This window comes from Lelliottia jeotgali (assembly GCF_977070485.1).
Genome location: NZ_CDRVFO010000001.1, coordinates 104,090 through 127,753, shown reverse-complemented (window position 1 = coordinate 127,753; position 23,664 = coordinate 104,090). Strand labels below are relative to the sequence as shown.

The following is a 23,664-nucleotide window of genomic DNA, read 5'->3' as shown; positions in this document are numbered from 1 at the left end:
CACCTGTCAGCTGCGCACCGGGCTTTTCAGATCGGTCCTACAAAGTGCCGGTCATGCTCCCCGAGCCACCGCCCAGACACATCGCCATTCCCTCGCTGCGCCAGCGGTGTAGAATCGGGCTATTCATCGCCAGTCATCCCCGGCGGGTTTATGAGCTCTGGTCGAGCACGCGGCGATCCCGTTGTGTCTTCGGCCCCATCCGTGCCAGTGGCAACCGGCCTAAGGCGCATAGGAAAAGAGAAGCTCACTCCCCTTTTTGTGACCTGATTAAGCCGCCAGGAGTGCTTCATGCCTGATTATCGTTCCAAGACTTCCACCCAAGGCCGCAACATGGCCGGCGCCCGTGCCCTGTGGCGCGCCACCGGGATGAAAGACGAAGATTTCAAGAAACCGATCATCGCCATCGCCAACTCGTTCACCCAGTTCGTCCCGGGCCATGTGCACCTGAAGGACCTGGGCCAGCTGGTCGCCCGCGAAATCGAACGCGCCGGTGGCGTGGCCAAAGAGTTCAACACCATTGCGGTGGATGACGGCATCGCCATGGGCCATGACGGCATGCTGTACTCCCTGCCGAGCCGCGAGATCATCGCCGACGCCGTGGAATACATGGTCAATGCCCACTGCGCCGACGCCATCGTGTGCATTTCCAACTGCGACAAGATCACCCCCGGCATGCTGATGGCCGCCCTGCGCCTGAACATCCCTGTGATCTTCGTGTCCGGCGGCCCGATGGAAGCCGGCAAGACCAAACTGGCCAGCCACGGCCTGGACCTGGTCGACGCCATGGTCATTGCTGCAGACTCTTCGGCCTCCGACGAAAAGGTTGCCGAATACGAGCGCAGCGCCTGCCCGACCTGCGGTTCCTGCTCCGGCATGTTCACCGCCAACTCGATGAACTGCCTGACCGAAGCACTCGGCCTGGCCTTGCCAGGCAACGGTTCGACCCTGGCCACCCACGCCGACCGTGAGCAGCTGTTCCTCACCGCCGGCCGCACGATCGTCGAGTTGTGCAAGCGCTACTACGGCGAGAACGACGACTCGGTACTGCCGCGCAGCATCGCCAACTTCAAGGCGTTCGAAAACGCCATGATGCTCGACATCGCCATGGGCGGTTCGACCAACACCATCCTGCACCTGCTGGCCGCAGCACAGGAAGGCGAAGTGGCATTCGACCTGCGTGACATCGACCGTCTCTCGCGCAAAGTACCGCAGCTGTGCAAAGTGGCGCCGAACATCCAGAAGTACCACATGGAAGACGTCCACCGCGCCGGCGGCATCTTCAGCATCCTCGGCTCGCTGGCCCGCGGCGGCCTGCTGCACACCGACCTGCCGACGGTACACAGCCGCAGCATGGAAGAAGCCATCGCCAAATGGGATATCACCCAAACCGACGATGAAGCGGTGCACACCTTCTTCAAAGCCGGCCCGGCGGGTATCCCGACCCAGACTGCCTTCAGCCAGTCGACCCGTTGGGAAACCCTGGACGACGACCGTGAAAACGGCTGTATCCGCAGCTTCGAACATGCCTACTCACAGGAAGGCGGCCTGGCAGTGCTGTACGGCAATATCGCCCTGGATGGCTGCGTGGTGAAAACCGCAGGTGTCGATGAGTCGATCCACGTGTTCGAAGGCAACGCAAAAATCTTCGAAAGCCAGGACAGCGCCGTGCGCGGCATCCTCGCCGACGAAGTGAAGGCCGGTGACATCGTCATCATCCGTTACGAAGGTCCGAAAGGTGGCCCGGGCATGCAAGAAATGCTCTACCCGACTTCGTACCTGAAATCCAAAGGCCTGGGTAAAGCTTGCGCGTTGCTCACCGATGGCCGCTTCTCGGGTGGTACCTCGGGCCTGTCGATCGGCCATGCCTCGCCAGAAGCCGCTGCTGGCGGCGCGATCGGCCTGGTACGTGACGGCGACAAGGTATTGATCGACATCCCCAACCGTTCGATCAACCTGCAGGTCAGTGATGAAGAGCTGGCTGCACGCCGCGTGGAGCAGGACAAGAAAGGCTGGAAACCGGCCGAAGTACGCCCACGCAAGGTGACCACCGCGCTGAAAGCCTACGCCCTGCTGGCGACCAGTGCCGACAAGGGTGCTGTGCGCAACAAGGCGATGCTTGAAGGGCTGTGAGGCCTTGAAGACGTGAAGAAACCGGCGCCCTGAGCCCTAGTGCCAGGCAGTCAAGTGATTTAGGGCCGCTTTGCGGCCCATCGCCGGCAAGCCGGCTCCCACAGGCACCCCGCTGCTCTCAAGCTCAGCGCAAACCCAGTGGGAGCCGGCTTGCCGGCGATAGGGCCGGTAAATCCGATACAAGACTCAAAAGAAAGCCCCGCAAAGGTAATCCTGGCTAGAAAATTCGCACGAGTGGCATTCGCCCTGATGAAAAATCAGAACGAATAGGTCACCAAAGGCGCGAAAATGGCTTGCTGATAACCATAGAGTCTCCCACATGTACAGCGCAGACCTCAGGATCTGCGCGGTCCATGTGGGCCTGCACAGGCACCCAATGGCCTACTGAATCTGCTCCGGCGTGACGATCACCCAGTTCTTGTCCGCTGTCACCGGCAACCCCGCCTTCGCCTGGGCCGCCGCGTTCCTGGCGATCATCCCGTTCAACTGGTCCATGTATTTGGCCTTGCGGTTTATCCACAGGTGGATACCGCCCTTGCCAATGTCCACGCCATGAAACTGCATGTAGCCATCACTGGTCGGGGTATCACCGCCCACCAGTACCGGCTTCTTCCACTCATCGATATAGGTAAGGATCGCCGCCTGTTTGCCAGCCATCCAGGTCGCCGGCGTCCACAGGTAAGGGGTCAGTTCCAGGCCAGCGTTGGCCGTCGCATCGTACTTGCCTTCACTGATCTGCTTGCGTGCGGTGGTCAAGTGGCCGCTGGTGCGGTCCTTGAGTAGCAGGCTGACGCCTATGACGTTCTGCGGTTTCACGTTGTAGCCGTACTTGGGGTCGGACGCGACCATGCGCACCAGCTCTTCGGACGCTGCCGAAATGACATACACCTCGATGCCATTTTCCATCAGTTTGTTGTAAAGCTCGGCCTGGCCGGTGAAGACCTTGGGTGGTTGCACCTCGATGGCTTTTACCTTGCCCCCTTCAAAGTAGGTGCTAGGGATAGGCGTGGCAGAAGCCATCAGCTCATCGACCTGCACTTTCAGCTCCTTGAGGGTAAAGCCCGAGAACACCTGGGCCACCCACGGGTAGCAGACCATGTCGTCGATTTCGCACAGGCGGTAGTAGTAACTGAACAGGCTTTCCTTGTGCTCGGCGGTGTCTTTGAACGGGATCAGCTTGAGTGACGGGTCGAGCTTTTCGCGGGTCAGCAGGCCCTTGTTCTCCATGAACGGCAGCAAGGCTTCTTCAAGGTCGTAGCGGTAGCTGGTGTTGTCCATGTCGAACACCGCGTAATTTCCCTTGTTGGCATTGGCGGCAATCATCGCGTCGAGCTGCTTGGCCGCCTCAGTTGGCCAGTGCTTAAGCTCAGTGGCTCCGCTTTCGATACTGAACAGCAGCGACAAACCGATGGCCAAGGCTTTCGGAGCAAACTTCATGTACGAATCTCCTGAATTGATCGGGAAAAGCTAGACCACCCACTCACCCGAGCCCCCTTCCACTGCGACGCTCATACAATTGTAAACGTCGTGTTCATTGCTATTTACGACCACCTGTTATTCCATAAACGACTAAGCAAATTACCTTTGGGTATAAATTCGTTTGTTTTCAGGCTGTTAGCATTTCCGTTCGCAATCGCTCACAGAGGCGATGCCTCTTCTGCTTTTTCCTGGAGCTTCAATGAACCTGCCGCTGTCTCTCAACCTGCTAGTGTTCCTGGCCTTGCTGCTGGGCCTGGCGCAAACTCGCCATACCGACTGGAGCCTGGCCAAGAAAGTCTTGCTCGGCCTGGCATTGGGTGTGGGCTTCGGCCTGGTGCTGCACACCCTCTACGGTGCTGGCCACCCGGTACTGAAAGCCACCATCGGCTGGCTGGACCTAGTCGGCAACGGCTATGTCGGCTTGCTGCAGATGATCGTCATGCCGCTGATCTTCGCCTCGATCCTCAGCGCCGTGGCCCGCCTGCACAACGCCTCCTCGCTTGGCCGCATCAGCTTCCTGACCATCGGCACACTGCTGCTGACCACTGCCATCGCAGCGCTGATAGGTATCGCCCTGACCAATCTGTTCGGCCTGAGCGCCGAGGGGCTGGTGGCAGGCGCACAGGAAAGCGCACGCCTGCAGGCCATCCACAGTGACTATGCCGGCAAGGTCGCCGACCTCAACATCCCGCAACTGCTGCTTTCGTTCATCCCAAGCAATCCGGTAGGCGACCTGGCACGGGCCAAGCCGACCTCAATCATCAGCGTGGTGATCTTCGCCGTGTTCGTCGGGCTGGCCGCGCTGCAGCTGATCAAGGATGACTCCGAGAAGGGCGCACGCGCCCTCTCGGCCATCGATACCCTGCAGGCCTGGGTAATGCGCCTGGTGCGCCTGGTGATGAAGCTGACCCCGTACGGCGTGCTGGCGCTGATGACCAAAGTGGTGGCCAGCTCCAACCTGGACGACATCCTCAAGCTCGGCAGTTTCGTCGTAGTGTCGTACATCGGCCTGGGCCTCATGTTCGTGGTGCACGGCATCATCTTGGCCGCAACCGGCGTCAGCCCGCTGCGCTTCCTGCGCAAGGTATGGCCGGTGCTGACCTTCGCCTTCACCAGCCGCTCCAGCGCGGCAAGCATCCCGTTGAACATCGAGGCGCAGACCCGTCGCCTGGGCGTACCACAGTCGATCGCCAGCTTCAGCGCCTCGTTCGGTGCAACCATTGGCCAGAATGGCTGCGCCGGGCTCTACCCGGCCATGTTGGCGGTGATGGTGGCCCCGGCAGTGGGTATCGACACCTTCGACCCGCTGTGGATCGCGACCTTGGTGGCCATCGTGACCTTGAGTTCCGCTGGCGTTGCCGGCGTGGGCGGCGGTGCGACCTTCGCAGCGCTGATCGTGCTGCCAGCGATGGGGCTGCCGGTCGAGCTGGTGGCACTGCTGATTTCGGTTGAACCGCTGATCGACATGGGCCGAACGGCCTTGAACGTGAACGGCTCGATGACGGCGGGCGTGGTGACCAGCCAGTTGTTGAAAGAAACCGACAAGGATGTGATGGCCGGCGATGAGCATGCCGAGTTGAGCCACTCCTGATCTCAACGGGGCTGCTTGCGCAGCCCCAACCACTTCAAGACTTGTCCCACACCTCGAAGTGATACGCAGGCTTGTCCGCCTCTGTCTGCGGCTCACTCGATGCCAGCTGCCACTGCGCCTTGTCGAACTCCGGGAACCACGCATCCCCTTGCGGCGAAAGCTCCACCCGGGTCAGATACATACGGCTCACCAAGCCCTTTTCCAGGGCCTGAGCGTACAACTGCGCCCCGCCGATCAGCATCAGTTCGTCAACACCCTGCTCACGCGCCCATTGCTCAGCGCGCTCCAGCGCATCTTCGAGCGAAGCGAACACTTCGGCGCCGGCCAGCGCCAAGCCCGTCTGACGACTGACCACGATGTTCAGGCGCCCCGGCAGCGGCCTGCCCAGCGAATCCCAGGTCTTGCGGCCCATGATGATCGGCTTGCCCAAGGTGGTGGCCTTGAAGTATTTGAAATCCCCCGGCAAGTGCCAGGGCATGGTGTTGTCGATGCCGATGACGCGGTTCTCGGCGAGGGCCGCAATCAGGCTGAGGGGGAGTGAAGTAGTCATGCCGGCGAGGATAGCAAACCCATGGTGGGTTATGCTTGCGCCCTGAACCGTGCAATGGAATACCCTGTGACTGGACATACTCCACTGGACAAGCGCTGGCTCACCGAAGCGGTGCGCCTGCGCGAGGAACACGCCGGCCCCCTGGAGGATCAGGAAGCCAACCGCCACGCCCGCCAGCAGGGCGGCGACCTGGCGGCCCGCATCGAAGCACGTGCACTGTTCCTGGCCGATCGGGATGGCATGACCACTGCCCTGCAGCACTGGAAACAAGGCGCACGCCTGGCCCTGCTGGCGTTGCTGCTGTTGGCCATACTCAGCGGCGCGGGCCTTGCCTTTGCCGCCCTCGGCGATGGCCTGCGCCCGGTGAACGTGTTCTGGGCGCTGGGCAGCCTGCTCGGGCTCAACCTGCTGATGCTTCTGGGCTGGGCCGCCGGGCTGGCCTTGAGTGGCGAACATGGCGCCAGCCTGGGACGGCTGTGGCTCTGGCTGAGCGAACGCTTCGCGCGCGACGCCAAGGCCGTACACCTGGCGCCAGCACTGCTGGTGCTACTGCAGCGCCAGCGCCTCAACCGCTGGTTGCTTGGCCTGCTCGTGCACAGCTTGTGGCTGGCGGCCATGCTCAGTGCGCTGACACTACTGCTGGTGTTGCTTGCCACCCGGCGCTACGGCTTCGTCTGGGAAACCACCCTGCTCGCCCCCGAGCCCTTCATCACCCTTACCCAAACGCTTGGTGCCCTGCCCTCACTGCTCGGCTTTGCCGTGCCGGACGAGGGCATGATCCGCGCCAGCGGCGACACCCAGCTGGCCGTTGATATCGCCCGCCAGGCCTGGGCCAGCTGGCTGCTGGGCGTAGTGTTGGTTTATGGCCTGCTGCCGCGCCTGCTGTTGGCTGGTTTGTGCCTGTGGCGCTGGTACCAGGGTCGCCGACGCCTGGCACTGGACCTCAGCCTGCCCGGCTACGCCCAACTGCGCGATGCACTGATGCCCCGCAGCGAACGGATTGGTGTGCAGGACACCGCCCCCGAAGCGTTGCCACAGCTCCAGGCAGGTCAACTGGAAACCGGCAGCAGTGGGGCCTTGCTGGTCGGCCTCGAACTGGACGACCAGCGCCCATGGCCGCCTGCGCTGGCCAAGGGGGTGACCGACGCCGGCGTACTCGACAGCCGTGAATCGCGCAACCGGCTGCTCGAGCAGTTGAGCCGCTTCCCTCCGGCACGCCTGGCCATCGCCTGTGACCCCCGCCGCTCACCTGACCGCGGCAGCCTGGCACTTCTGGCAGAGCTGGCACGCAATGCCGGTGCCACGCGCATCTGGTTGTTGCAGGCTGCCCCGGGCCAGGTCCTGGACGCCGAGCGCCTGGGGGACTGGCATGAAGCCCTCGACCGGCTGGGCCTGCCCCACGCCGACAGCGCCCCCATGAACTGGCTGGAGCATGGCCATGACTGAGCCACTGAAACTGGCCGTGGTCGGCCACACCAATGTCGGCAAGACCTCGCTGCTGCGCACCCTGACCCGCGATGTCGGCTTCGGCGAGGTGTCTCATCGCCCGAGCACCACCCGCCACGTCGAGGGCGCGCGCCTTTCGGTGGACGGTGAGCCGCTGCTTGAGCTCTACGATACCCCCGGGCTGGAAGATGCCATTGCCTTGCTCGACTACCTGGAGCGCCTTGAACGGCCGGGCGAGCGCCTGGACGGCCCGGCACGGCTGGAGCGCTTTCTGCAGGGCAGCGAAGCACGTCAGCGCTTCGAGCAGGAAGCCAAGGTGCTGCGCCAGTTGCTGGCCAGCAATGCCGGCCTGTATGTGATCGATGCCCGCGAGCCGGTGCTGGCCAAATACCGCGACGAACTGGAGGTGCTGGCCAGTTGCGGCAAGCCATTGCTGCCGGTGCTCAACTTCGTCGCCAGCAGCCAGCATCGCGAACCTGAATGGCGCGAGGCCCTGGCCCGCCTCGGGCTGCATGCGCTGGTACGGTTCGACAGCGTTGCGCCTCCCGAAGACGGCGAGCGCCGCCTTTACGAGAGCTTGGCATTGCTGCTTGAAGACGCCCGCCCCGCCCTGCAGCGGCTGATCGACGACCAGCAGGCACAGCGGCTGGCCCGCCAGCACAGCGGTAAACGGCTGATCGCAGAGCTGCTGCTCGACTGCGCAGCATGTCGGCGCAGCGTCGAAACTGAACCAGCGGCTGAAGCCAAGGCCATCGAGGCCTTGCGCCAAGATGTGCGCCAGCGAGAACAGCGCTGCGTCGAAGCGCTTCTGAAGCTCTACGGTTTCCGTCGCGAAGATGCCAATGCCGGTGACCTGCCGCTGTTGAACGGGCGCTGGGGCGATGACCTGTTCAACCCTGAAACCTTGAAGCTATTGGGCGTACGCCTGGGCAGCGGCGTGGCGGCAGGGGCAGCGGCCGGCGCGGGGGTCGACCTGCTGGTCGGTGGCCTTACGCTGGGTGCTGCCGCCTTGGCCGGAGCCATTGCCGGCGGAGCCCTGCAGACTGCACGCAACTATGGCGCACGGTTGATGGGCAAACTGAAGGGCCAGCGCGAGCTGACGGTGGATGACACGGTGTTGCGGCTATTGGCGTTGCGTCAGCAACAGTTGATGGCAGCACTGGATACCCGCGGGCATGCAGCACAGAACAGTATTCGCCTGAATGAGCCGGACGAGAAAACCTGGCGTGAAGGCAAGCTTCCCGAGGCGCTGAGCAAAGCGCGGGCGCATCCGCAGTGGTCGACGCTCAATCCGGGGGCGCGGGTGAACCAGACTGAGCGGCAGGAACAGCTGGAAGCACTGGTATTGCAGATTTGAGCTATCCGTTCCAGCCTGATCGCGGGTAAACCCGCGCCCTCAGGTTTGGCACTGCCAACCTGAGGGCGCAAGCCTCACAGATCTTACTGCTGCGCCACCTTCTCCGACTTGCCGTCATAACGCTTGCGCCACTCGGCCAGGATCTGGTCACGGTTCTTCGAAGCCCAGGCAAAGTCGTTCTTGATCAGGCGCTGCTCATAGTCCGCGGGCAGCTCGGTTTGCGGCTTGGCAATGCCCGGCGCAGCGAGTACAGCGAAGTTTTCCTTGTACAGCTCCATGGCCGCAGGGCTTGCCGAGAAATCCGCCAGCCGCTTGGCGGCATCAGCCTTCGGTGAACCTTTGATCACTGCAGTCGCCTCGATCTCCCAGCCCAGGCCTTCCTTGGGCAGGACGATATCTAGTGGCGCGCCCTGGCGCTTGAGCTGCACCGCCGGGTACTCGAAGGAGATACCGATCGGGAACTCCCCTGCCGCAGCCAGTTTGCAAGGCTTGGAGCCGGAATGGACGTACTGGCCGATGTTCTGGTGCAGCGCGTCCATATAAACCCAGCCCTGAGGCTCGCCAAAGGTCTGCAGCCATGCGCTCACATCCAGGAAGCCGGTACCCGACGACGCCGGGTTCGGCATCACGATCTTGCCCTTGTACTCCGGCTTGGTCAGGTCCTGCCAGCTCACCGGTTTGCTCAGGCCCTGCTTCTGAGCCTCGATGGTATTGAAGCAGATCGTCGCGGCCCAAACGTCCATGCCGACCCAAGCTGGCGGGTTGGCAGCGTCTCGGTAGTTGGCGGAGATCTTGCCCAGATCTTTCGGTGCATAGGCTTCAAGCATGCCGTTCTGGTCGAGGATGGCCAGGCTGGAAGCCGCCAGCCCCCATACCGCATCGGCCTGCGGGCGCTCTTTCTCGGCCAGCAGCTTGGCAGTGATGATGCCGGTGGAGTCACGCACCCACTTGATCTCGATGTCCGGATTGGCCTTTTCGAAGGCCAGCTTGTACGTCTTGAGCTGCTCGGCTTCCAGGGCGGTGTAGACGGTCAGCTGCGTACTGGCGGCCGAAGCCTGCAGGCTGAATACAGCGGACACGGCAGCGGCAAGTGCGAGGGGCTTGAACATGATGCGTTTCCTGTCAGTGTGGGCAGTCGGTCAATGGCCGGGAGCGCGCTGGCGCCAGGCCTGGGAGCGGCGTAGCAGGCCGCGGGAAGCGCCGGCCAGCAGCAGCGATGCAGCCGCACTGGTCAGCAGGATCAAGGTCGACATGGCGGCAGCGCCGCCGACATTGCCGGCATCGTCCATGTTCAGCACAGCGACGGCGGCGAGAATGGTGTCGGGGCTGTACAGGAAGATTGCCGCCGATACCGTGGTCATGGCCGAGACGAACAGATAACGGATGATGTCCAGCAGTGCGGGCAGGCAGATCGGCACGGTGACCCGCACGAAGTGCTTGTACAACGGCGCCTTGAGCGACAGCGCGGCGGCCTCGAACTCGCCATCGAGCTGGCGCAACGCCGTGGTTGCGGTCATCTGCGCAGTGGTCAGGTAGTGGGCGATGGTGCATACCACCAAGAGCCCCATGCCGCCATAGAACACGTGCAGGGGGTTGCCACTGAGGTTGAAGAAGAAGACATAGCCCAGGCCCAGCACCAACCCCGGCACCGCCATGGGGATGAAGCTGAGCAGGCGCAGGGCCTGGTTGAGCAAACGCTGGCCCTGGGTTTTCTCCATCAGGTAGGCACCGGCAAAAATCACCATGCTGCCGATCAGCGCGGTGCCGATGGCCATGGTCACGCTGTTGCGATAGGCCAGCCAGCCACCGCCAGCGGTGTCTTCGAACATGTAGTGCTTGAACGACAAGGTCAGGTTGTAGGGCCAGAAGGTCACCAGAGACGAGTACACCGCCATACCGATCACGCCCACCAGCACCGTGCATACCAGCAGGACGATCACCAGATAGCAGGCATCACGACCAGACGACGGCTTGGGCTCGAACACCTGGGCACGACCACTCATGGCCTCGCCCTGACGGCGACGCAGCCAGGCATCTACCGCAAAGCTCAGCAATGCCGGCACCAGCAGTACCATGCCGATCAATGCACCCCGGCCGAATTGCTGCTGGCCGACGACCGCCTTGTAGGCCTCGAGCGCCAGCACCTGGTAGTCGCCACCGACAACCACCGGTACACCGAAATCGGTGATGGTCAGGGTAAACACCAGGCAGAACGCCGCGAACACCGCCTGGCGCGTTGCCGGCCAGGTAATGCTGCGAAACGCCCGCGACGCCCCGGCCCCCATGCTGGAGGCGGCATCGAACAACCGTGCGTCGGCCAGCGACAAGGCCGACAGCAGGATCATAAGCGCATGCGGGAAGGTGTAGATGGCCTCCCCCAGGACAATGCCCCAGAAGCCATAGATGTTGTCACTGAGCAACCCGCGCAGCAGGCCTTGGTTACCGAACAGATAGACCAGGGCAATCGCCGGCAACATCGACGGCGCCAGCAGTGGCAGCAGCGAGATCCCCCGCCACAGCCCCTTGGCCGGTATCAGCGTGCGCTGCAAGGCATAAGCGAACAGGTATGCCAGGGGGACCACGATCGCGGCAACCGTGAAGGCAACCGACAAGCTGTTGCCAAGCAGCCAGTGGAAGTTTTCGCTGGCGAACAATTCACGAGCCGCCAGCAGGCCGCCACCCTGGCCGGCATCACCGCTGAAGCCGCGCCAGAAGATCGCCAGCAACGGCATCAGCACCGCCAGCAACAGCAAGGTCAGCAGCAGGCACTTGCCACCGACGACGAACAACCGATCACCGAAGGCAACATCATTGCGCGCTGTGTGCTTGGATTGGGTCAGCGACAAGGGCATGGGCGCGGCCATCTCAGGCAAACACCTGCAGGCTCTGTGGCGGTAGAGCCACCCAGATGTCCTGCGAGCCCAGGCGTGGCATGGCTTCTGGCGCCAACTCGGCGAGCAGCGGATGGCCCGGCAGGGCCTTGAGCTCAAAGCTCATGCGGCAGCGGTTGCCGAGGAATGTGATTTCATGGACCTTGGCCGGGAAGAGGTTTTCTTCGTGCATCACTGGGTTGACGGTGATTGCCTCCGGGCGGCAGAACAGTCTTCCGCTGCTGGCCCGCAGCGCACCCGCTGCCAGACGCATGCTCATGGCGCCCACTTGAGCGTGGCTGTCGCCAGTACGCTGAAACGGCAGCCAGTTGCCTTGGCCAACGAACTCGGCAACGAACGGCGTGGACGGCTGATCGTAGATTTCCTGAGGGGTGGCGTACTGCTCGACCTGGCCGTTGTTCATCACCGCAATGCGGTCGGCCATCAACATGGCCTCGTCCTGGTTGTGGGTGACCATCAGCGTGGTGATACCCAGTTGACGCTGCAGCTGTCTAAGTTCGGTACACAGGTGCTCACGCACACGCGCATCCAGCGCCGACATCGGCTCGTCGAGCAACAGCAGCGAGGGCGACGGGGCCAGGGCACGGGCCAACGCAACCCGCTGCTGTTGACCACCGGACAATTGCCCGGGGTATTTCTTTTCACTGCCGGCCAGGCCTACCAGGTCCAGCATCTCGGCTACGCGCTGGCGGCTTTCTTCACGGCCACTGCGGTTCAGGCCGTAGGCAATGTTGGCTTCGACATTGAGGTTGGGGAACAGCGCGTAGGATTGAAAGAGGATGCCGTAGTCACGCGCCTGGGGGGGTAATTCGCTGATGTCACGCTCACCGATGTACAACTCGCCACGGTCTTGGCGTTCCAGCCCTGCGATGCATCGCAGCAGGGTGGTCTTGCCGCAGCCGGAAGGGCCGAGCAGGCAAACCAGCTCGCCGGCGGCGATGTCCAGGGAGACATTGTTCAACGCCGTGAAGGCGCCGAAACGCTTGTGGATACCGCGCACTTTCATTTGTGCGCCCGGGGTGGCGTGGTTCATGGCAAAGCCTCATCGAGCAGATGTGGCCATGCTAAAAAGGCTGTGCGAAGGTTCTGTGGCGGCGGGGCAAAAGCGGGCGATAGTGGTATAGGCAGATTTTGTAGTGACGCTGCCGGTTCAGAACTGCGACCCCACCACTTCTTGCGCTACACCGAGGAAGGCTGCCGGCAACCGGGCCTGGCGTCTTTCCTTCAGGCAGTACAGGTACTCATGCATCACCGGCGCGTCTTCCAGTGTCAGCACCCGCAGCTCCGAGTTGTGCGGCACCTCGTGCCGGGCAATCACGCTGACGCCGATATTGCGCAGCACCGCCTCACGGATCGACTCGCGGCTGCCGATTTCCAGCACCGCTTCGGCCTTCACCCCAGCGCCGTGCATCATTTCTTCGGTGAGCTTGCGCGTGGTCGAGCCTTTTTCGCGCATCAGCAGGCATTGCCCTGCCACCACCTCGATAGATACCACTTGACGGTGCGCCAGCGGATGATTGCGGTGCACCGCCACCACAAGCGGGTCAGTGCCCAGCACGCGCCTCACCAGGCGAGCATCCTCCACCAACTGTGAAGAGGCGGCGACATCGACGCGGTAGTCCTCCAGCATCTCCAGCACCTGCTGCGAATTGCCGATTTCCACGGTCACGCCCACCTGTGGCAAGCGCTCACGGAAGATCTTCACAAGGTCGAGGATGTAATACGGCGCGGTGGCAGCGATGCGCAGGTTGCCTTGGGCATGGCCGCTGTTGCGCAGCTCGAACTCGATATCGGCTTCCTGTTGCAGCAGCGCCTTGACCATCGGCAGCAGGCGCACGCCCTCCTCGCTCAGCACCAGGCGTCGGCCGCCGCGGTAGAAAAGCTCCACCGCGTACTGGCTTTCGAGGTTGCGGATCTGGGTGGTCACCGTCGGCTGGCTGAGGCCAAGTTTCTTTGCCGCCAGGGTGATGCTGCCCAGGCGGGCCACCATGTAGAAGGCTTTGAGCTCGGCACTTAGCATTGCGGGGCTCCGCAGCCGCAAAAGCAGCCGTAAGCAGAGGCAGCGCTGTGTAGTTTCATAAGTCTGGATTCCACCTCGATCAGCTTGTAGCTTGCAGCTGCTACTTGCGCAAAAGGCGCAGGCCATTGAACACCACCAGCAGGCTGACGCCCATGTCGGCGAACACCGCCATCCACAGCGTGGCTATGCCGGCAAAGGTGATTGCCAGGAAGATGGCCTTGATGCCCAACGCCAGCACGATGTTCTGCTTAAGGATCGCCGCACTTTGCCGCGACAGCCTGACGAAGGCCGGGATTTTGCGCAAGTCGTCATCCATCAGCGCCACATCGGCGGTCTCGATGGCGGTGTCGGTACCGGCAGCCGCCATGGCGAAACCGATCTCGGCACGGGCCAGCGCCGGCGCATCGTTGATGCCGTCACCGACCATGCCAACCCGGTGCCCCTGGGCGTAGAGCTGCTCGATCGTGCTCAGTTTGTCGGCAGGGAGCAGGTTGCCTTCGGCGCGGTCGATACCTACCTGGGCAGCGATGGCCTGGGCAGTATGGGCGTTGTCGCCGGTAAGCATGACAGTCTTGATGCCCAGCGCGTGCAACTCGGCGATGGCCTCACGGCTGCTTTCCTTGACCGTGTCGGCAACGGCAAACAGCGCCAACGGGCCAGAGCGGTCAAGCAACAGCACCACCGTCTTGCCTTGACGCTCGAGTTGGTCCAGCTGTGCTTCAAGTTGCGGTGAGCACAAGCCCAGCTCTTCGACCAGGCGATGGTTGCCCAGATGATAGGTTTCGCCATCGATGTCACCACGCACACCACGCCCCGCCAAGGCAGAGAACGCGCTGACCTCACTCAGGGCCAGCCCCTGCGCCCTGGCGAACTGGGCGATGGCGGCCGATACCGGGTGGTCTGAGCGCTCGGCCAGGCTTGCCGCCAGTGCCTGGGCGCGGCCCTCGAACAATGGGTCTAGCACCTTGGTATCGGTCTGCACCGGCTTGCCGTAGGTAAGAGTGCCGGTCTTGTCCAAGGCCAGGAAGTCCAGTTTGCGGCCCCCTTCCAGGTACACACCCCCCTTGATCAGGATGCCCTTGCGCGCCGCAGCCGCCAGGCCACTGACAATGGTCACCGGGGTGGAAATCACCAGGGCACATGGGCAGGCCACCACCAACAGCACCAAGGCGCGGTAGACCCAGTCGAACCAGGCGCCAGCCATGAACAGCGGCGGGATGAGCGCTACGGCCAAAGCCAGGGCGAACACCACAGGTGTGTAGATGCGCGAGAAGGTATCGACGAAACGCTGGGTAGGCGCTCGAGCGCCCTGCGCCTGCTCCACGGCCTTGATGATACGGGCCAATGTGGAATGCCCTGCCACTGCAGTTACCCGGTACTCCAGAGCGCCGGCCTGGTTGATGGTGCCGGCGAACAACTTGTCGCCAGGGGCCTTGTCCACAGGCAGGCTCTCGCCGGTGATCGGCGCCTGATCGACGCTGGATTGCCCACTGACCACTTCACCGTCCAGGCCGATACGCTCACCGGGGCGTACCCGCACAAGCGTACCGATCGCCACGTGGCGCACCTCGGCCTCACGCCATTGGCCGTCGGCCTGCTGCACTGTGGCCATGTCCGGCGTAAGCTGCATCAGGCCACTGATGGCATGGCGCGCACGGTCAAGTGAACGTGCCTCGATCAGTTCGGCGATGGTGAACAGCACCATGACCATGGCCGCCTCAGGCCACTGGCCGATCAGCACGGCACCGGTCACGGCGATACTCATCAGAGCGTTGATGTTCAGGTTGCGGTTCTTCAGGGCAATCCAGCCCTTCTTGTAGGTGCCCAGGCCACAGCCTAGGATCGCTGCCAGCGCCAGCGCGGCTACCACCCACTCGGGAGCAAGCGCGCTGAAATGAATGATTTCGGCAGCGATCGCCGCGATGCCGGACAATGCCAATGGCCACCAGCGAGTCTTGGCTGGCGCGGGTGCGATGACGCCACCCTCTTCCTCTACAGCCAGCGGTTCTGCCTTCATGCCCAGGCTTTCGATGGCCCGCTCAATCTCAGTAGTGCCATCCAAGGTATGGCGCACGCCCAGTACGCGGTTGATCAGGTTGAACTCCAGCTGCTCGATGCCGGCCAGCTTGCCGAGCTTGTCCTGGATCAGGGTCTGTTCTGTCGGGCAGTCCATGGCTTGTATGCGAAAACGGCTGAGCCGGGCCTGGTCACTGGCTTTTTCGCTCAATTGCACAAACGCAGGCGCCGCACTGGAACCGCAGCAACTGTGCGCATGTGCGTCGTGGCAATGGCTTTTACCGGCGTTGACGTGGTCATGGTCATGCACGTGTTCGTGGCTGACAGGCTGGTTCATGGGGTCGTCCTTATTGAGCACCTGTTGCCAAGTGAACACCCTGTAGCCACTATAGGGTCAAGCCACCTGCTGGAGATTCGCCATGAAAATCGGAGAATTGGCCAAAGCCACCGACTGTGCGGTGGAGACCATCCGTTACTACGAGCGTGAGCAGCTACTGCCGGAGCCAGCACGTACCGACGGGAATTACCGCTTGTATACCCAGGCCCATGTCGAGCGGCTGACCTTCATACGCAACTGCCGCACCCTGGATATGACGCTGGACGAGATACGCAGCCTTTTGCGCCTGCGCGATAGCCCAGCAGGCTCATGTGGCAGCGTCAATGCGTTGATCGACGAACATATCGAACACGTGCAGGCGCGGATCAATGGTCTGGTGGCATTGCAGGAGCAACTGGTGGAATTACGCAGGCGGTGCAGTGCGCAGGGAGTGGAATGCGCGATCTTGCAGCGGTTGGAGGTGAACGGAGCAGTATCTGTGCCGGATACCGAGCATTCGCACGTGGGGCGTAGCCACGGGCATTGAAGCCGCAGGGCTGCTGCGCAGCCCTCGGCATTTGAGTAAATCAGACCGCCATCGGCGCCGTCATCGGTGCATGGTGCTCATAGCCTTCCAGGCTGAAATCGCTCGGTTCGATCTTCTCCAGCCATTCTGGCTCGTACTTGCCCGTTTCGGCGAACGCAGGCACGCGGTCGCTGATCACCAGCTTCGGCGCTTCCAGCGGCTCGCGCTTGAGTTGCTCGTTAAGCATGTCCAGATGGTTTTCGTACACATGGGCATCGCCAATGAAGTACGTGAACCAGCGTGGCGTGTATCCGGTCAGGCGGCCGAACAGCGACAGCAGCGCCGCACCTTCGGTGAGGTTGAACGGCGTGCCCAGGCCCAAGTCATTGGAGCGGATGTAGAGCGTCAGGGAGATTTCCCTGGTCTGGACATTCGGGTGGAACTGGTACAGCAGATGGCACGGCGGCAGCGCCATTTCGTCCAGCTGCGCGCAGTTCCAGCCATGGAACAGGATGCGTCGGCTGCCAGGGTCGTTGGCGATGGTGTCCAGGCACTGACGCACCTGGTCGATGGCCTTGTACAGGACGACGAACGCCTGGCCATCTTCCTCGTCCTGGGCAATCCTGCGAAAGCCTGCTTTTTCGGCCATTTCGATCGCTGCCGGGTTGCTCAGCGGGATGCGCTTGTAGCCCGGCCACTGGCGCCACTGCACCCCGTAGATCTCGCCGAGGTCGTCATGGCCCTGGCGGAACGGGTTGGCCAGCCACTGGGCGTTCTCGTTGGCGTTCTGATCCCACACCTTGCAGCCCAACTCGCGGAACTCACCGGCGTTTTTCACGCCCCGCAGGAAACCGACCATCTCGCCGATTGCCGACTTGAACGCCAGCTTGCGCGTGGTGATGGCCGGGAAACCCTTCTGCAGGTCGAAACGCAGCATGGCGCCCGGCAGGCTGATGGTGCGGATGCCGGTGCGGTTTTCCTGCAGGGTGCCGTTTTCGATGACGTCGCGGACCAGATCTAGATACTGTTTCATGACTTTCCTGTAACAAGAACGGCAGGGGGATCGCCCCTGCCGTGAAAATCATACGGCTGGTTTTGCCGTAGGTTTGCGGTTGTAGGCCAACCAGATCAAGAACAGGCCACCGACGATCATCGGCACGCAGAGTAATTGACCCATGGTCAACCAGCCAAAGGCGATGTAGCCAAGCTGGGCGTCGGGCACCCGTACAAACTCCACGATAAAGCGGAAAATGCCGTAGAACAGCGCGAACATACCGGAAACGGCCATGGTCGGGCGCGGTTTGCGCGAGTACAACCAGAGAATCACGAATAATGCCACACCTTCCAGGGCAAACTGGTACAGCTGCGACGGATGACGGGGCAACTGAGCAGGGTCGCTGAACGGCGGGAAGACCATTGCCCAAGGTACATCGGTGGCCTTGCCCCACAATTCGGCATTGATGAAGTTGCCGATACGCCCTGCCCCCAGGCCAATCGGCACCAGCGGTGCGACGAAGTCCATCAGTTCGAAGAACGACTTGTTGTTGCGCTTGCCGAACCACAAGGCTGCCAGCATGACGCCGATGAAGCCGCCGTGGAACGACATTCCCCCCTTCCATACCTCGAAGATCAGTGTCGGGTTGGCCAGGTAGGCGTGCAGGTCGTAGAACAGCACATAACCCAAGCGTCCGCCGACGATAACCCCCATCGACAACCAGAACACCAGGTCAGAAAGCTTTTCGCGCGACCAGGTGGGGTCGAAGCGGTTGAGCCGGCGTGAGGCGAGCAGCCACGCGCCGCCAATGCCGATCAGGTACATCAGGCCGTACCAATGGATTTTCAGCGGCCCGAGCGCAACGGCCACGGGGTCTATCTGCGGGTAAGGCAGCATGGATATTCCTCTGGTTTCAAATCAAAAAGCTCAGACCTACGCTAAACAGCAGCGCGGCGAACAAACGCTTGAGCAGACGGGGCGACAACTTGTGCGCCAGCCGCGCGCCGAAGCGGGCGAAAAACATACTGGTCACGGCAATGCCGACCAGCGCTGGCAGGTACACGAAGCCCACGCTATGGGCTGGCAGATGCTCATCGTGCCAACCCAGCCACATGAAACTCAGGGCGCTGGCCACGGCAATCGGCAGGCCGCAGGCCGAAGACGTGGCCACCGCCTGCTGCATCGGCAGGCTGCGCCAGGTCAGGAATGGCACGGTCAACGAACCACCGCCGATCCCGAAGATTGCCGAGGCCCAACCGATCACGCCACCGGCGCCGATCAGTGCGGGCTTGCCGGGAATGCCGCGGCTGGCCTTGGGCTTGAGGTCCAGTGCCATTTGCGCGGCAATGATCAGGGCGAATACGCCGATGATTTTCTGCAACAGCGGGCCCTGGATAAGCGAAGCCGTCTTGGCGCCCACCCCGGCGCCCAGCAGGATACCCACGGTCATCCAGGCGAAGATCGGCCACTGCACCGCACCCCGGCGATGGTGCTCGAGCACGGCATTGATCGAAGTGAAGACGATGGTTGCCAGCGAGGTACCGACTGCCAGGTGAGTGAGCACCGAAGCGTCGAAGCCTTGCAGGGTGAAGCTGAACACCAGCACCGGCACGATGATGATGCCGCCGCCCACGCCAAACAGCCCGGCAAGCACGCCGGCACAGGCGCCCAGAAGCAGATAGAGTGCGAACTCCATTCGTCGTCCCCGAAAAAACAATCCGGCATGGTAACGGAAGCCGGGCTCGGGGCTCTAGTGAACTCTGTGACAGGATGGATCGGCGCCGCCGCAGTGGGTAGAGTGGCAAAAAACACAGAGGCCCAACCTATGTGCCTGATCGTATTCGCCTGGCGGCCAGGGCATGCCCTGCCGTTGATCGTGGCGGCCAACCGCGACGAGTTCTATGCCCGGCCCACTCAGGCGCTGGCACACTGGGAAGATGCGCCCGGCGTGCATGCCGGGCGTGACCTGGAGGCCGGCGGTACCTGGCTTGGCGTGGGGCCGCGGGGGCGGTTCGCCGCCCTGACCAATATTCGCGACCCAGGGCAGCCGTTGGGCTCCCGCTCGCGCGGCGAGCTGGTGGCGGCATACCTGCAGGGTGAACTTGGGGTCGAGGCATATCTGGACCAGGTCGCCAGCCGCAGCAAACAGTATTCGGGGTTCAACCTGCTGGTTGGCGATGGTGTGCGCCTCGGGTACCTGCACGCTCGAGAAGCGGCGCCGCGCTTGCTGGCGGCTGGTGTGTATGGGCTTTCCAATGCCGGGCTGGACACGCCGTGGCCCAAGCTGGTCAAGGCGCGCGACGGGCTGGAACGGTTACTGGGGTCAGCAGACCCACAGCGTTTGATGGCGTTGCTGGCCGATGGTGAGACGGCGCCTGAGGCGGAGCTGCCGGAAACTGGCGTGGGGGTGGCGACAGAGAAGCTGCTGTCGAGTGTGTTTATTGCCAGCCAGAATTATGGGACGCGGGCCAGTACGGTGCTGATCGTGGATGATCAGGGTAAAAGACGGCTTATCGAGCGCAGTTTCGGGCCTTTTGGGGGGCACTTGGGGGAGGTTGAGCTTTGGGTTTGAGGGCCATGGGGCTGCTTTGCAGCCCTTTCGCGACACAAGGCCGCTCCTACAAGGGTCGCGTCGCCTGTAGGAGCGGCCTTGCGTCGCGAAAGGGCCGCAAAGCGGCCCCAGAATTCACAGGGTCTTGTTGGCCTCTGGCCCGATCATCCGCGCCAGCCCCAGGTTCTTCAGCGCCAATTGCAACGAGCTGTGGATGACCTGCGGGTTGTCATGGCTCAGGGCATCGGCCAGCAGCTCCTTGGCCTTGCTCATGTTGATCTGACGCAGCATCCACTTCACCTTCGGCAGGTTGGTGGCGTTCATCGACAAGCTGTCGAAGCCCATGGCCATCAACAGGACCGCTGCTGCCGGATCACCGGCCATCTCGCCGCAGATACTGACTGGCTTGCCCTCGCCATGAGCATCACGCACCACAGTGTTCAAGGCTTGTAGCACTGCAGGGTGCAGATAGTCGTACAAGTCGGCAACCCGCGGGTTGTTGCGGTCCACTGCCAGCAGGTACTGGGTCAGGTCGTTGGAGCCTACCGAAAGGAAATCCACCTGACGCGCCAGCTCTTTGGTCTGGTACACCGCCGCCGGGATCTCGACCATCACCCCAACCGGTGGCATGGGCACGTCCGTGCCTTCGTCACGCACCTCGCCCCAGGCGCGGTGAATCAGGTGCAGCGCCTCTTCCAGTTCGTGAATGCCGGAGATCATCGGCAGCAGAATGCGCAGGTTGTTCAGGCCTTCGCTGGCCTTGAGCATGGCGCGGGTCTGGACCAAGAAGATTTCCGGGTGGTCGAGGGTCACGCGAATGCCGCGCCACCCCAGGAACGGGTTTTCTTCCTTGATCGGGAAGTACGACAGTGCTTTGTCCCCACCGATGTCGAGGGTACGCATGGTCACAGGCAGCGGGTGAAACGCCGCCAACTGCTCTCGATAGATGGCCAACTGCTCTTTTTCGCTGGGGAAGCGCTGGTTGATCATGAACGGCACTTCTGTGCGGTACAGGCCCACCCCTTCGGCGCCCCGCTGCTGGGCACGGGCCACGTCGGCAAGCAGGCCGGTATTGACCCACAGCGGCATGCGATGACCGTCCGGGGTGACGCACGGCAGTTCGCGCAACGCATCCAGGCCCTGGGCCAGCTGACGCTCTTCTTCGACCACCTCGCTGTATTGCTTGCGCAGCACGTCGCTGGGGTTGGTGAACACCTCGCCCTTGTAGCCATCGACGATCAGCTCGATACCATCGACCTTGGAATACGGCAGGTCGACCAGGCCCATCACCGTCGGGATACCCATGGCACGGGCCAGGATGGCGACGTGGGAGTTGCCCGAGCCCAGCACCGAGACCAGGCCTACCAGCTTGCCTTCCGGCACCTCACCCAGCATCGCCGGGGTCAGCTCCTCGCTGACCAGGATGGTGTTGTCGGCATACACCAGCGATTGCGAACGGGCTTGCTGGAGGTAGGCCAGCAGGCGGCGACCGAGGTCTTTGACGTCCGAGGCGCGTTCGCGCAGGTAGTCGTCGTCCATCAGCTCGAACCGGTTTACGTGCTCGCCGACCACCTGGCGCAAGGCGCCCTGGGCCCACTGGCCGGTCTTGATGACGTCAGTCACCTCACCGCCCAGGGCGGCGTCCTCAAGCATCATCAGGTACACGTCGAACAGCGCGCGTTCTTCCGGGCGCAGCTGGGTAGCCAGCTTGGCCGAAAGCTTGCGCATGTCGGCGCGCACGCCCTCAAGGGCGTTGTGGAACAGTTTGAGTTCAGCGTCGATGTCTTCGACCGTCTTGTCCGGCACCACCTCAAGGTCGGCAGGTGGCAACATGACCACGGCACGCCCGACGGCAGCACCCGGCGAGCCTGGCACGCCGACGAAGCGAGCTTCCTGGATGCCCTTGCCCTGGCGGCCCAGGCCACGAATCGAGCCGGTGGCCTCGGCGTGAGCGATAACTCCGGCGAGCTGAGCACTCATGGTGACCAGGAAAGCTTCTTCACCCTCGTCGAACTGGCGGCGTTCTTTCTGCTGAATGACCAGCACGCCGACCACACGACGGTGGTGGATGATCGGTGCACCCAGGAAGGAAGCGAAACGCTCCTCGCCCGTCTCAGCGAAGTAGCGGTAACGTGGATGATCAGCGGCGTTTTCGAGGTTCAGCGGCTCTTCCCGGGTACCGACCAGGCCAACCAGGCCTTCGTTGGGGGCCATGCTGACCTTGCCGATGGAACGCTTGTTGAGGCCTTCGCTGGCCATCAGCACGAAGCGGTTGGTTTCTGGGTCGAGCAGGTAGACCGAGCAGACCTGGCTGCCCATGGCCTCCTTGACGCGCAAGACAATGATCCCCAACGCCGTCTTGAGATCTTTGGCGGAGTTCACTTCCTGGACGATCTTGCGCAGCGTATTGAGCATGGCTCGGGGTCGAACTCCGTCGTCAGTCGCGCGTCAAAAGACGCGGTGCTAGCTCTTTCAGGGCGCGGCGATACACTTCACGCTTGAAGGTCACCACCTGGCCCAGCGGGTACCAATAGCTGACCCAGCGCCAGCCATCGAATTCGGGCTTGCCGGTCAGGTCCATCCGCACCCGTTGCTCATTGCTCACCAGGCGCAGTAAAAACCATTTCTGCTTCTGGCCGATACACAGCGGTTGGCTGTGGGTACGTACCAGACGCTGGGGTAAACGATAACGCAACCAGCCGCGGGTGCAGGCAAGAATTTCCACATCATCGCGTTCAAGGCCAACTTCTTCGTTCAGCTCGCGGTACAGGGCATCTTCCGGCGTCTCGTCAGGGTTGATACCACCCTGAGGGAATTGCCAGGCATCCTGGTTGATCCGCCGAGCCCATAGCACCTGCCCGGCATCATTCGTGAGAATGATCCCGACATTTGGGCGAAAACCATCCGGGTCGATCACGGCAGCAACCTCGCAAACGCATGTCACCGCATTGTTCCACAAAGCCTGCGAGCGCAGCAACGCGCCCGCCACGCTTATGTGCAGCGAGGTCAAAACTCCGTATTCTGCGGGCCTACCCTATGGCTGACGCGAGTAACCGCAATGCGCCTGGCTTTATTCGACCTGGACAATACCCTCCTCGGTGGCGACAGTGACCACGCGTGGGGTGATTACCTGTGCGAACGGGGGATTCTTGACCCGATCGCGTACAAAAAACGTAACGATGACTTCTATCAGGATTACCTGAACGGCACCCTCGATCTGCAGGCCTACCTGGCCTTTTCCATGGAAATTCTCGCAGCCACCGAACCCGCCCAACTCGACCAATGGCACCTCGAGTTCATGCACGACTGCATCGAGCCGATCATCCTGCCCAAAGCCCTGGCCCTGCTGCAGCAACACCGTGAGGCAGGCGACCAACTGGTGATCATCACCGCCACCAACCGTTTCGTCACAGCGCCGATTGCCCGCCGCCTGGGCGTTCGCACGCTATTGGCGACCGAATGCGAAACACGCGATGGCCGCTATACCGGGCGCAGTACTGATATACCGTGCTTCCGTGAAGGCAAGGTGACGAGGCTGGAACGCTGGATGCTGGAGAACGGGTTCGATCTGCAAGACAGCTATTTCTACAGCGACTCCATGAATGACTTGCCGCTGTTGCAGCGGGTGTCACATGCTGTCGCGGTGGACCCGGACCCTAACCTGCAGGCGGAGGCTCAACGGCGCGGATGGCCGGTGATTTCGCTTAGGGATTGAAGCTTTTTGGGGCCGCCTTGCGCCCCATCGCTGGCAAGCCAGCTCCCACGAGGTAAGTAGTTGGCTTGCCGGCGATGGGCTG

At 62.4% G+C, this 23,664-nt stretch carries 18 protein-coding genes and 1 pseudogene; 7 read left to right on the top strand and 12 right to left on the bottom strand.

The window, feature by feature from the left end:
* Positions 1–288 precede the first annotated feature (288 nt).
* On the top strand, positions 289–2,130 hold the full coding sequence (gene ilvD / locus ACW4TB_RS00600; protein ID WP_012312282.1) for a dihydroxy-acid dehydratase: 1,842 nt from the start codon (positions 289–291) through the stop codon (positions 2,128–2,130).
* Positions 2,131–2,511: 381 nt separating this feature from the next.
* Here ilvD and ACW4TB_RS00595 read toward each other — a convergent pair whose 3' ends face one another.
* Positions 2,512–3,567 carry an HAD family hydrolase gene (locus tag ACW4TB_RS00595; protein ID WP_012312281.1) on the bottom strand — a complete coding sequence of 352 codons (1,056 nt, stop codon included), beginning with the start codon at positions 3,565–3,567 and terminating at the stop codon, positions 2,512–2,514.
* Positions 3,568–3,808: 241 nt separating this feature from the next.
* On the opposite strand from ACW4TB_RS00595, the gene ACW4TB_RS00590 reads away from it, so the two are divergent.
* On the top strand, positions 3,809–5,200 hold the full coding sequence (locus ACW4TB_RS00590) for an L-cystine transporter (RefSeq protein WP_279929323.1): 1,392 nt from the start codon (positions 3,809–3,811) through the stop codon (positions 5,198–5,200).
* 34 nt (positions 5,201–5,234) lie between these two features.
* On the opposite strand, the gene ACW4TB_RS00585 is transcribed toward ACW4TB_RS00590, so the two are convergent.
* Positions 5,235–5,750: a dihydrofolate reductase gene (locus ACW4TB_RS00585; RefSeq protein ID WP_012312279.1), complete on the bottom strand. Its 516-nt coding sequence runs from the start codon at positions 5,748–5,750 to the stop codon at positions 5,235–5,237.
* A 66-nt stretch (positions 5,751–5,816) separates the two neighbouring features.
* On the opposite strand from ACW4TB_RS00585, the gene ACW4TB_RS00580 reads away from it, so the two are divergent.
* Positions 5,817–7,196 (top strand): DUF2868 domain-containing protein, encoded by a 1,380-nt coding sequence (locus tag ACW4TB_RS00580; RefSeq protein ID WP_455842869.1) that lies wholly within the window; start codon positions 5,817–5,819, stop codon positions 7,194–7,196.
* On the top strand, positions 7,189–8,553 hold the full coding sequence (locus tag ACW4TB_RS00575) for a GTPase/DUF3482 domain-containing protein (protein ID WP_012312277.1): 1,365 nt from the start codon (positions 7,189–7,191) through the stop codon (positions 8,551–8,553). Before ACW4TB_RS00580 ends, ACW4TB_RS00575 begins: the two co-directional genes overlap by 8 nt.
* 83 nt (positions 8,554–8,636) lie before the next feature.
* On the opposite strand, the gene ACW4TB_RS00570 is transcribed toward ACW4TB_RS00575, so the two are convergent.
* The 5 genes from ACW4TB_RS00570 to ACW4TB_RS00550 form a co-directional block, all read right to left on the bottom strand.
* Positions 8,637–9,662: a putative 2-aminoethylphosphonate ABC transporter substrate-binding protein gene (locus ACW4TB_RS00570; RefSeq protein ID WP_279929326.1), complete on the bottom strand. Its 1,026-nt coding sequence runs from the start codon at positions 9,660–9,662 to the stop codon at positions 8,637–8,639.
* Positions 9,663–9,692: 30 nt separating this feature from the next.
* A complete protein-coding gene (locus ACW4TB_RS00565; protein ID WP_254467008.1) occupies positions 9,693–11,417 on the bottom strand; it encodes a putative 2-aminoethylphosphonate ABC transporter permease subunit in 1,725 nt (574 codons plus the stop codon).
* Position 11,418: 1 nt separating this feature from the next.
* A complete protein-coding gene (locus tag ACW4TB_RS00560; protein WP_254467007.1) occupies positions 11,419–12,477 on the bottom strand; it encodes a putative 2-aminoethylphosphonate ABC transporter ATP-binding protein in 1,059 nt (352 codons plus the stop codon).
* Positions 12,478–12,594: 117 nt separating this feature from the next.
* Positions 12,595–13,464, bottom strand: a complete 870-nt coding sequence (locus ACW4TB_RS00555) for a LysR family transcriptional regulator (RefSeq protein ID WP_254467006.1) — start codon at positions 13,462–13,464, stop codon at positions 12,595–12,597.
* 100 nt (positions 13,465–13,564) lie between these two features.
* Complete coding sequence (locus ACW4TB_RS00550; protein ID WP_254467005.1) at positions 13,565–15,817, bottom strand: heavy metal translocating P-type ATPase; 2,253 nt, start codon at positions 15,815–15,817, stop codon at positions 13,565–13,567.
* Between the two features lie 82 nt (positions 15,818–15,899).
* On the opposite strand from ACW4TB_RS00550, the gene cadR reads away from it, so the two are divergent.
* A complete protein-coding gene (gene cadR, locus ACW4TB_RS00545) occupies positions 15,900–16,343 on the top strand; it encodes a cadmium resistance transcriptional regulator CadR (protein WP_254467004.1) in 444 nt (147 codons plus the stop codon).
* 40 nt (positions 16,344–16,383) lie between these two features.
* On the opposite strand, the gene ACW4TB_RS00540 is transcribed toward cadR, so the two are convergent.
* The 3 genes from ACW4TB_RS00540 to ACW4TB_RS00530 are packed head-to-tail and all read right to left on the bottom strand — an operon-like array spanning position 16,384 to position 19,012.
* Positions 16,384–17,355: a thymidylate synthase gene (locus ACW4TB_RS00540; RefSeq protein WP_012312270.1), complete on the bottom strand. Its 972-nt coding sequence runs from the start codon at positions 17,353–17,355 to the stop codon at positions 16,384–16,386.
* 48 nt (positions 17,356–17,403) lie between these two features.
* Positions 17,404–18,213, bottom strand: coding sequence for a prolipoprotein diacylglyceryl transferase (lgt, locus tag ACW4TB_RS00535; RefSeq protein ID WP_012312269.1), 810 nt, complete (start codon positions 18,211–18,213; stop codon positions 17,404–17,406).
* Between the two features lie 16 nt (positions 18,214–18,229).
* Entirely contained in the window at positions 18,230–19,012 is a 783-nt protein-coding gene (locus ACW4TB_RS00530) for a sulfite exporter TauE/SafE family protein (protein WP_012312268.1), read from the bottom strand.
* Between the two features lie 129 nt (positions 19,013–19,141).
* Here ACW4TB_RS00530 and ACW4TB_RS00525 point away from each other — a divergent pair, with 129 nt between their 5' ends.
* Entirely contained in the window at positions 19,142–19,888 is a 747-nt protein-coding gene (locus tag ACW4TB_RS00525) for an NRDE family protein (RefSeq protein ID WP_012312267.1), read from the top strand.
* Between the two features lie 114 nt (positions 19,889–20,002).
* Here the strand turns inward: ACW4TB_RS00525 and ptsP are convergent, their stop codons facing one another.
* Positions 20,003–22,282 (bottom strand): phosphoenolpyruvate--protein phosphotransferase, encoded by a 2,280-nt coding sequence (ptsP, locus tag ACW4TB_RS00520; protein WP_012312266.1) that lies wholly within the window; start codon positions 22,280–22,282, stop codon positions 20,003–20,005.
* 46 nt (positions 22,283–22,328) lie between these two features.
* Positions 22,329–22,784 (bottom strand): annotated as a pseudogene (locus tag ACW4TB_RS00515) (RNA pyrophosphohydrolase); the annotation flags it as partial.
* Between the two features lie 141 nt (positions 22,785–22,925).
* Here ACW4TB_RS00515 and ACW4TB_RS00510 point away from each other — a divergent pair.
* Positions 22,926–23,582 carry a histidinol-phosphatase gene (locus ACW4TB_RS00510; RefSeq protein ID WP_279929334.1) on the top strand — a complete coding sequence of 219 codons (657 nt, stop codon included), beginning with the start codon at positions 22,926–22,928 and terminating at the stop codon, positions 23,580–23,582.
* Positions 23,583–23,664 lie beyond the last annotated feature (82 nt).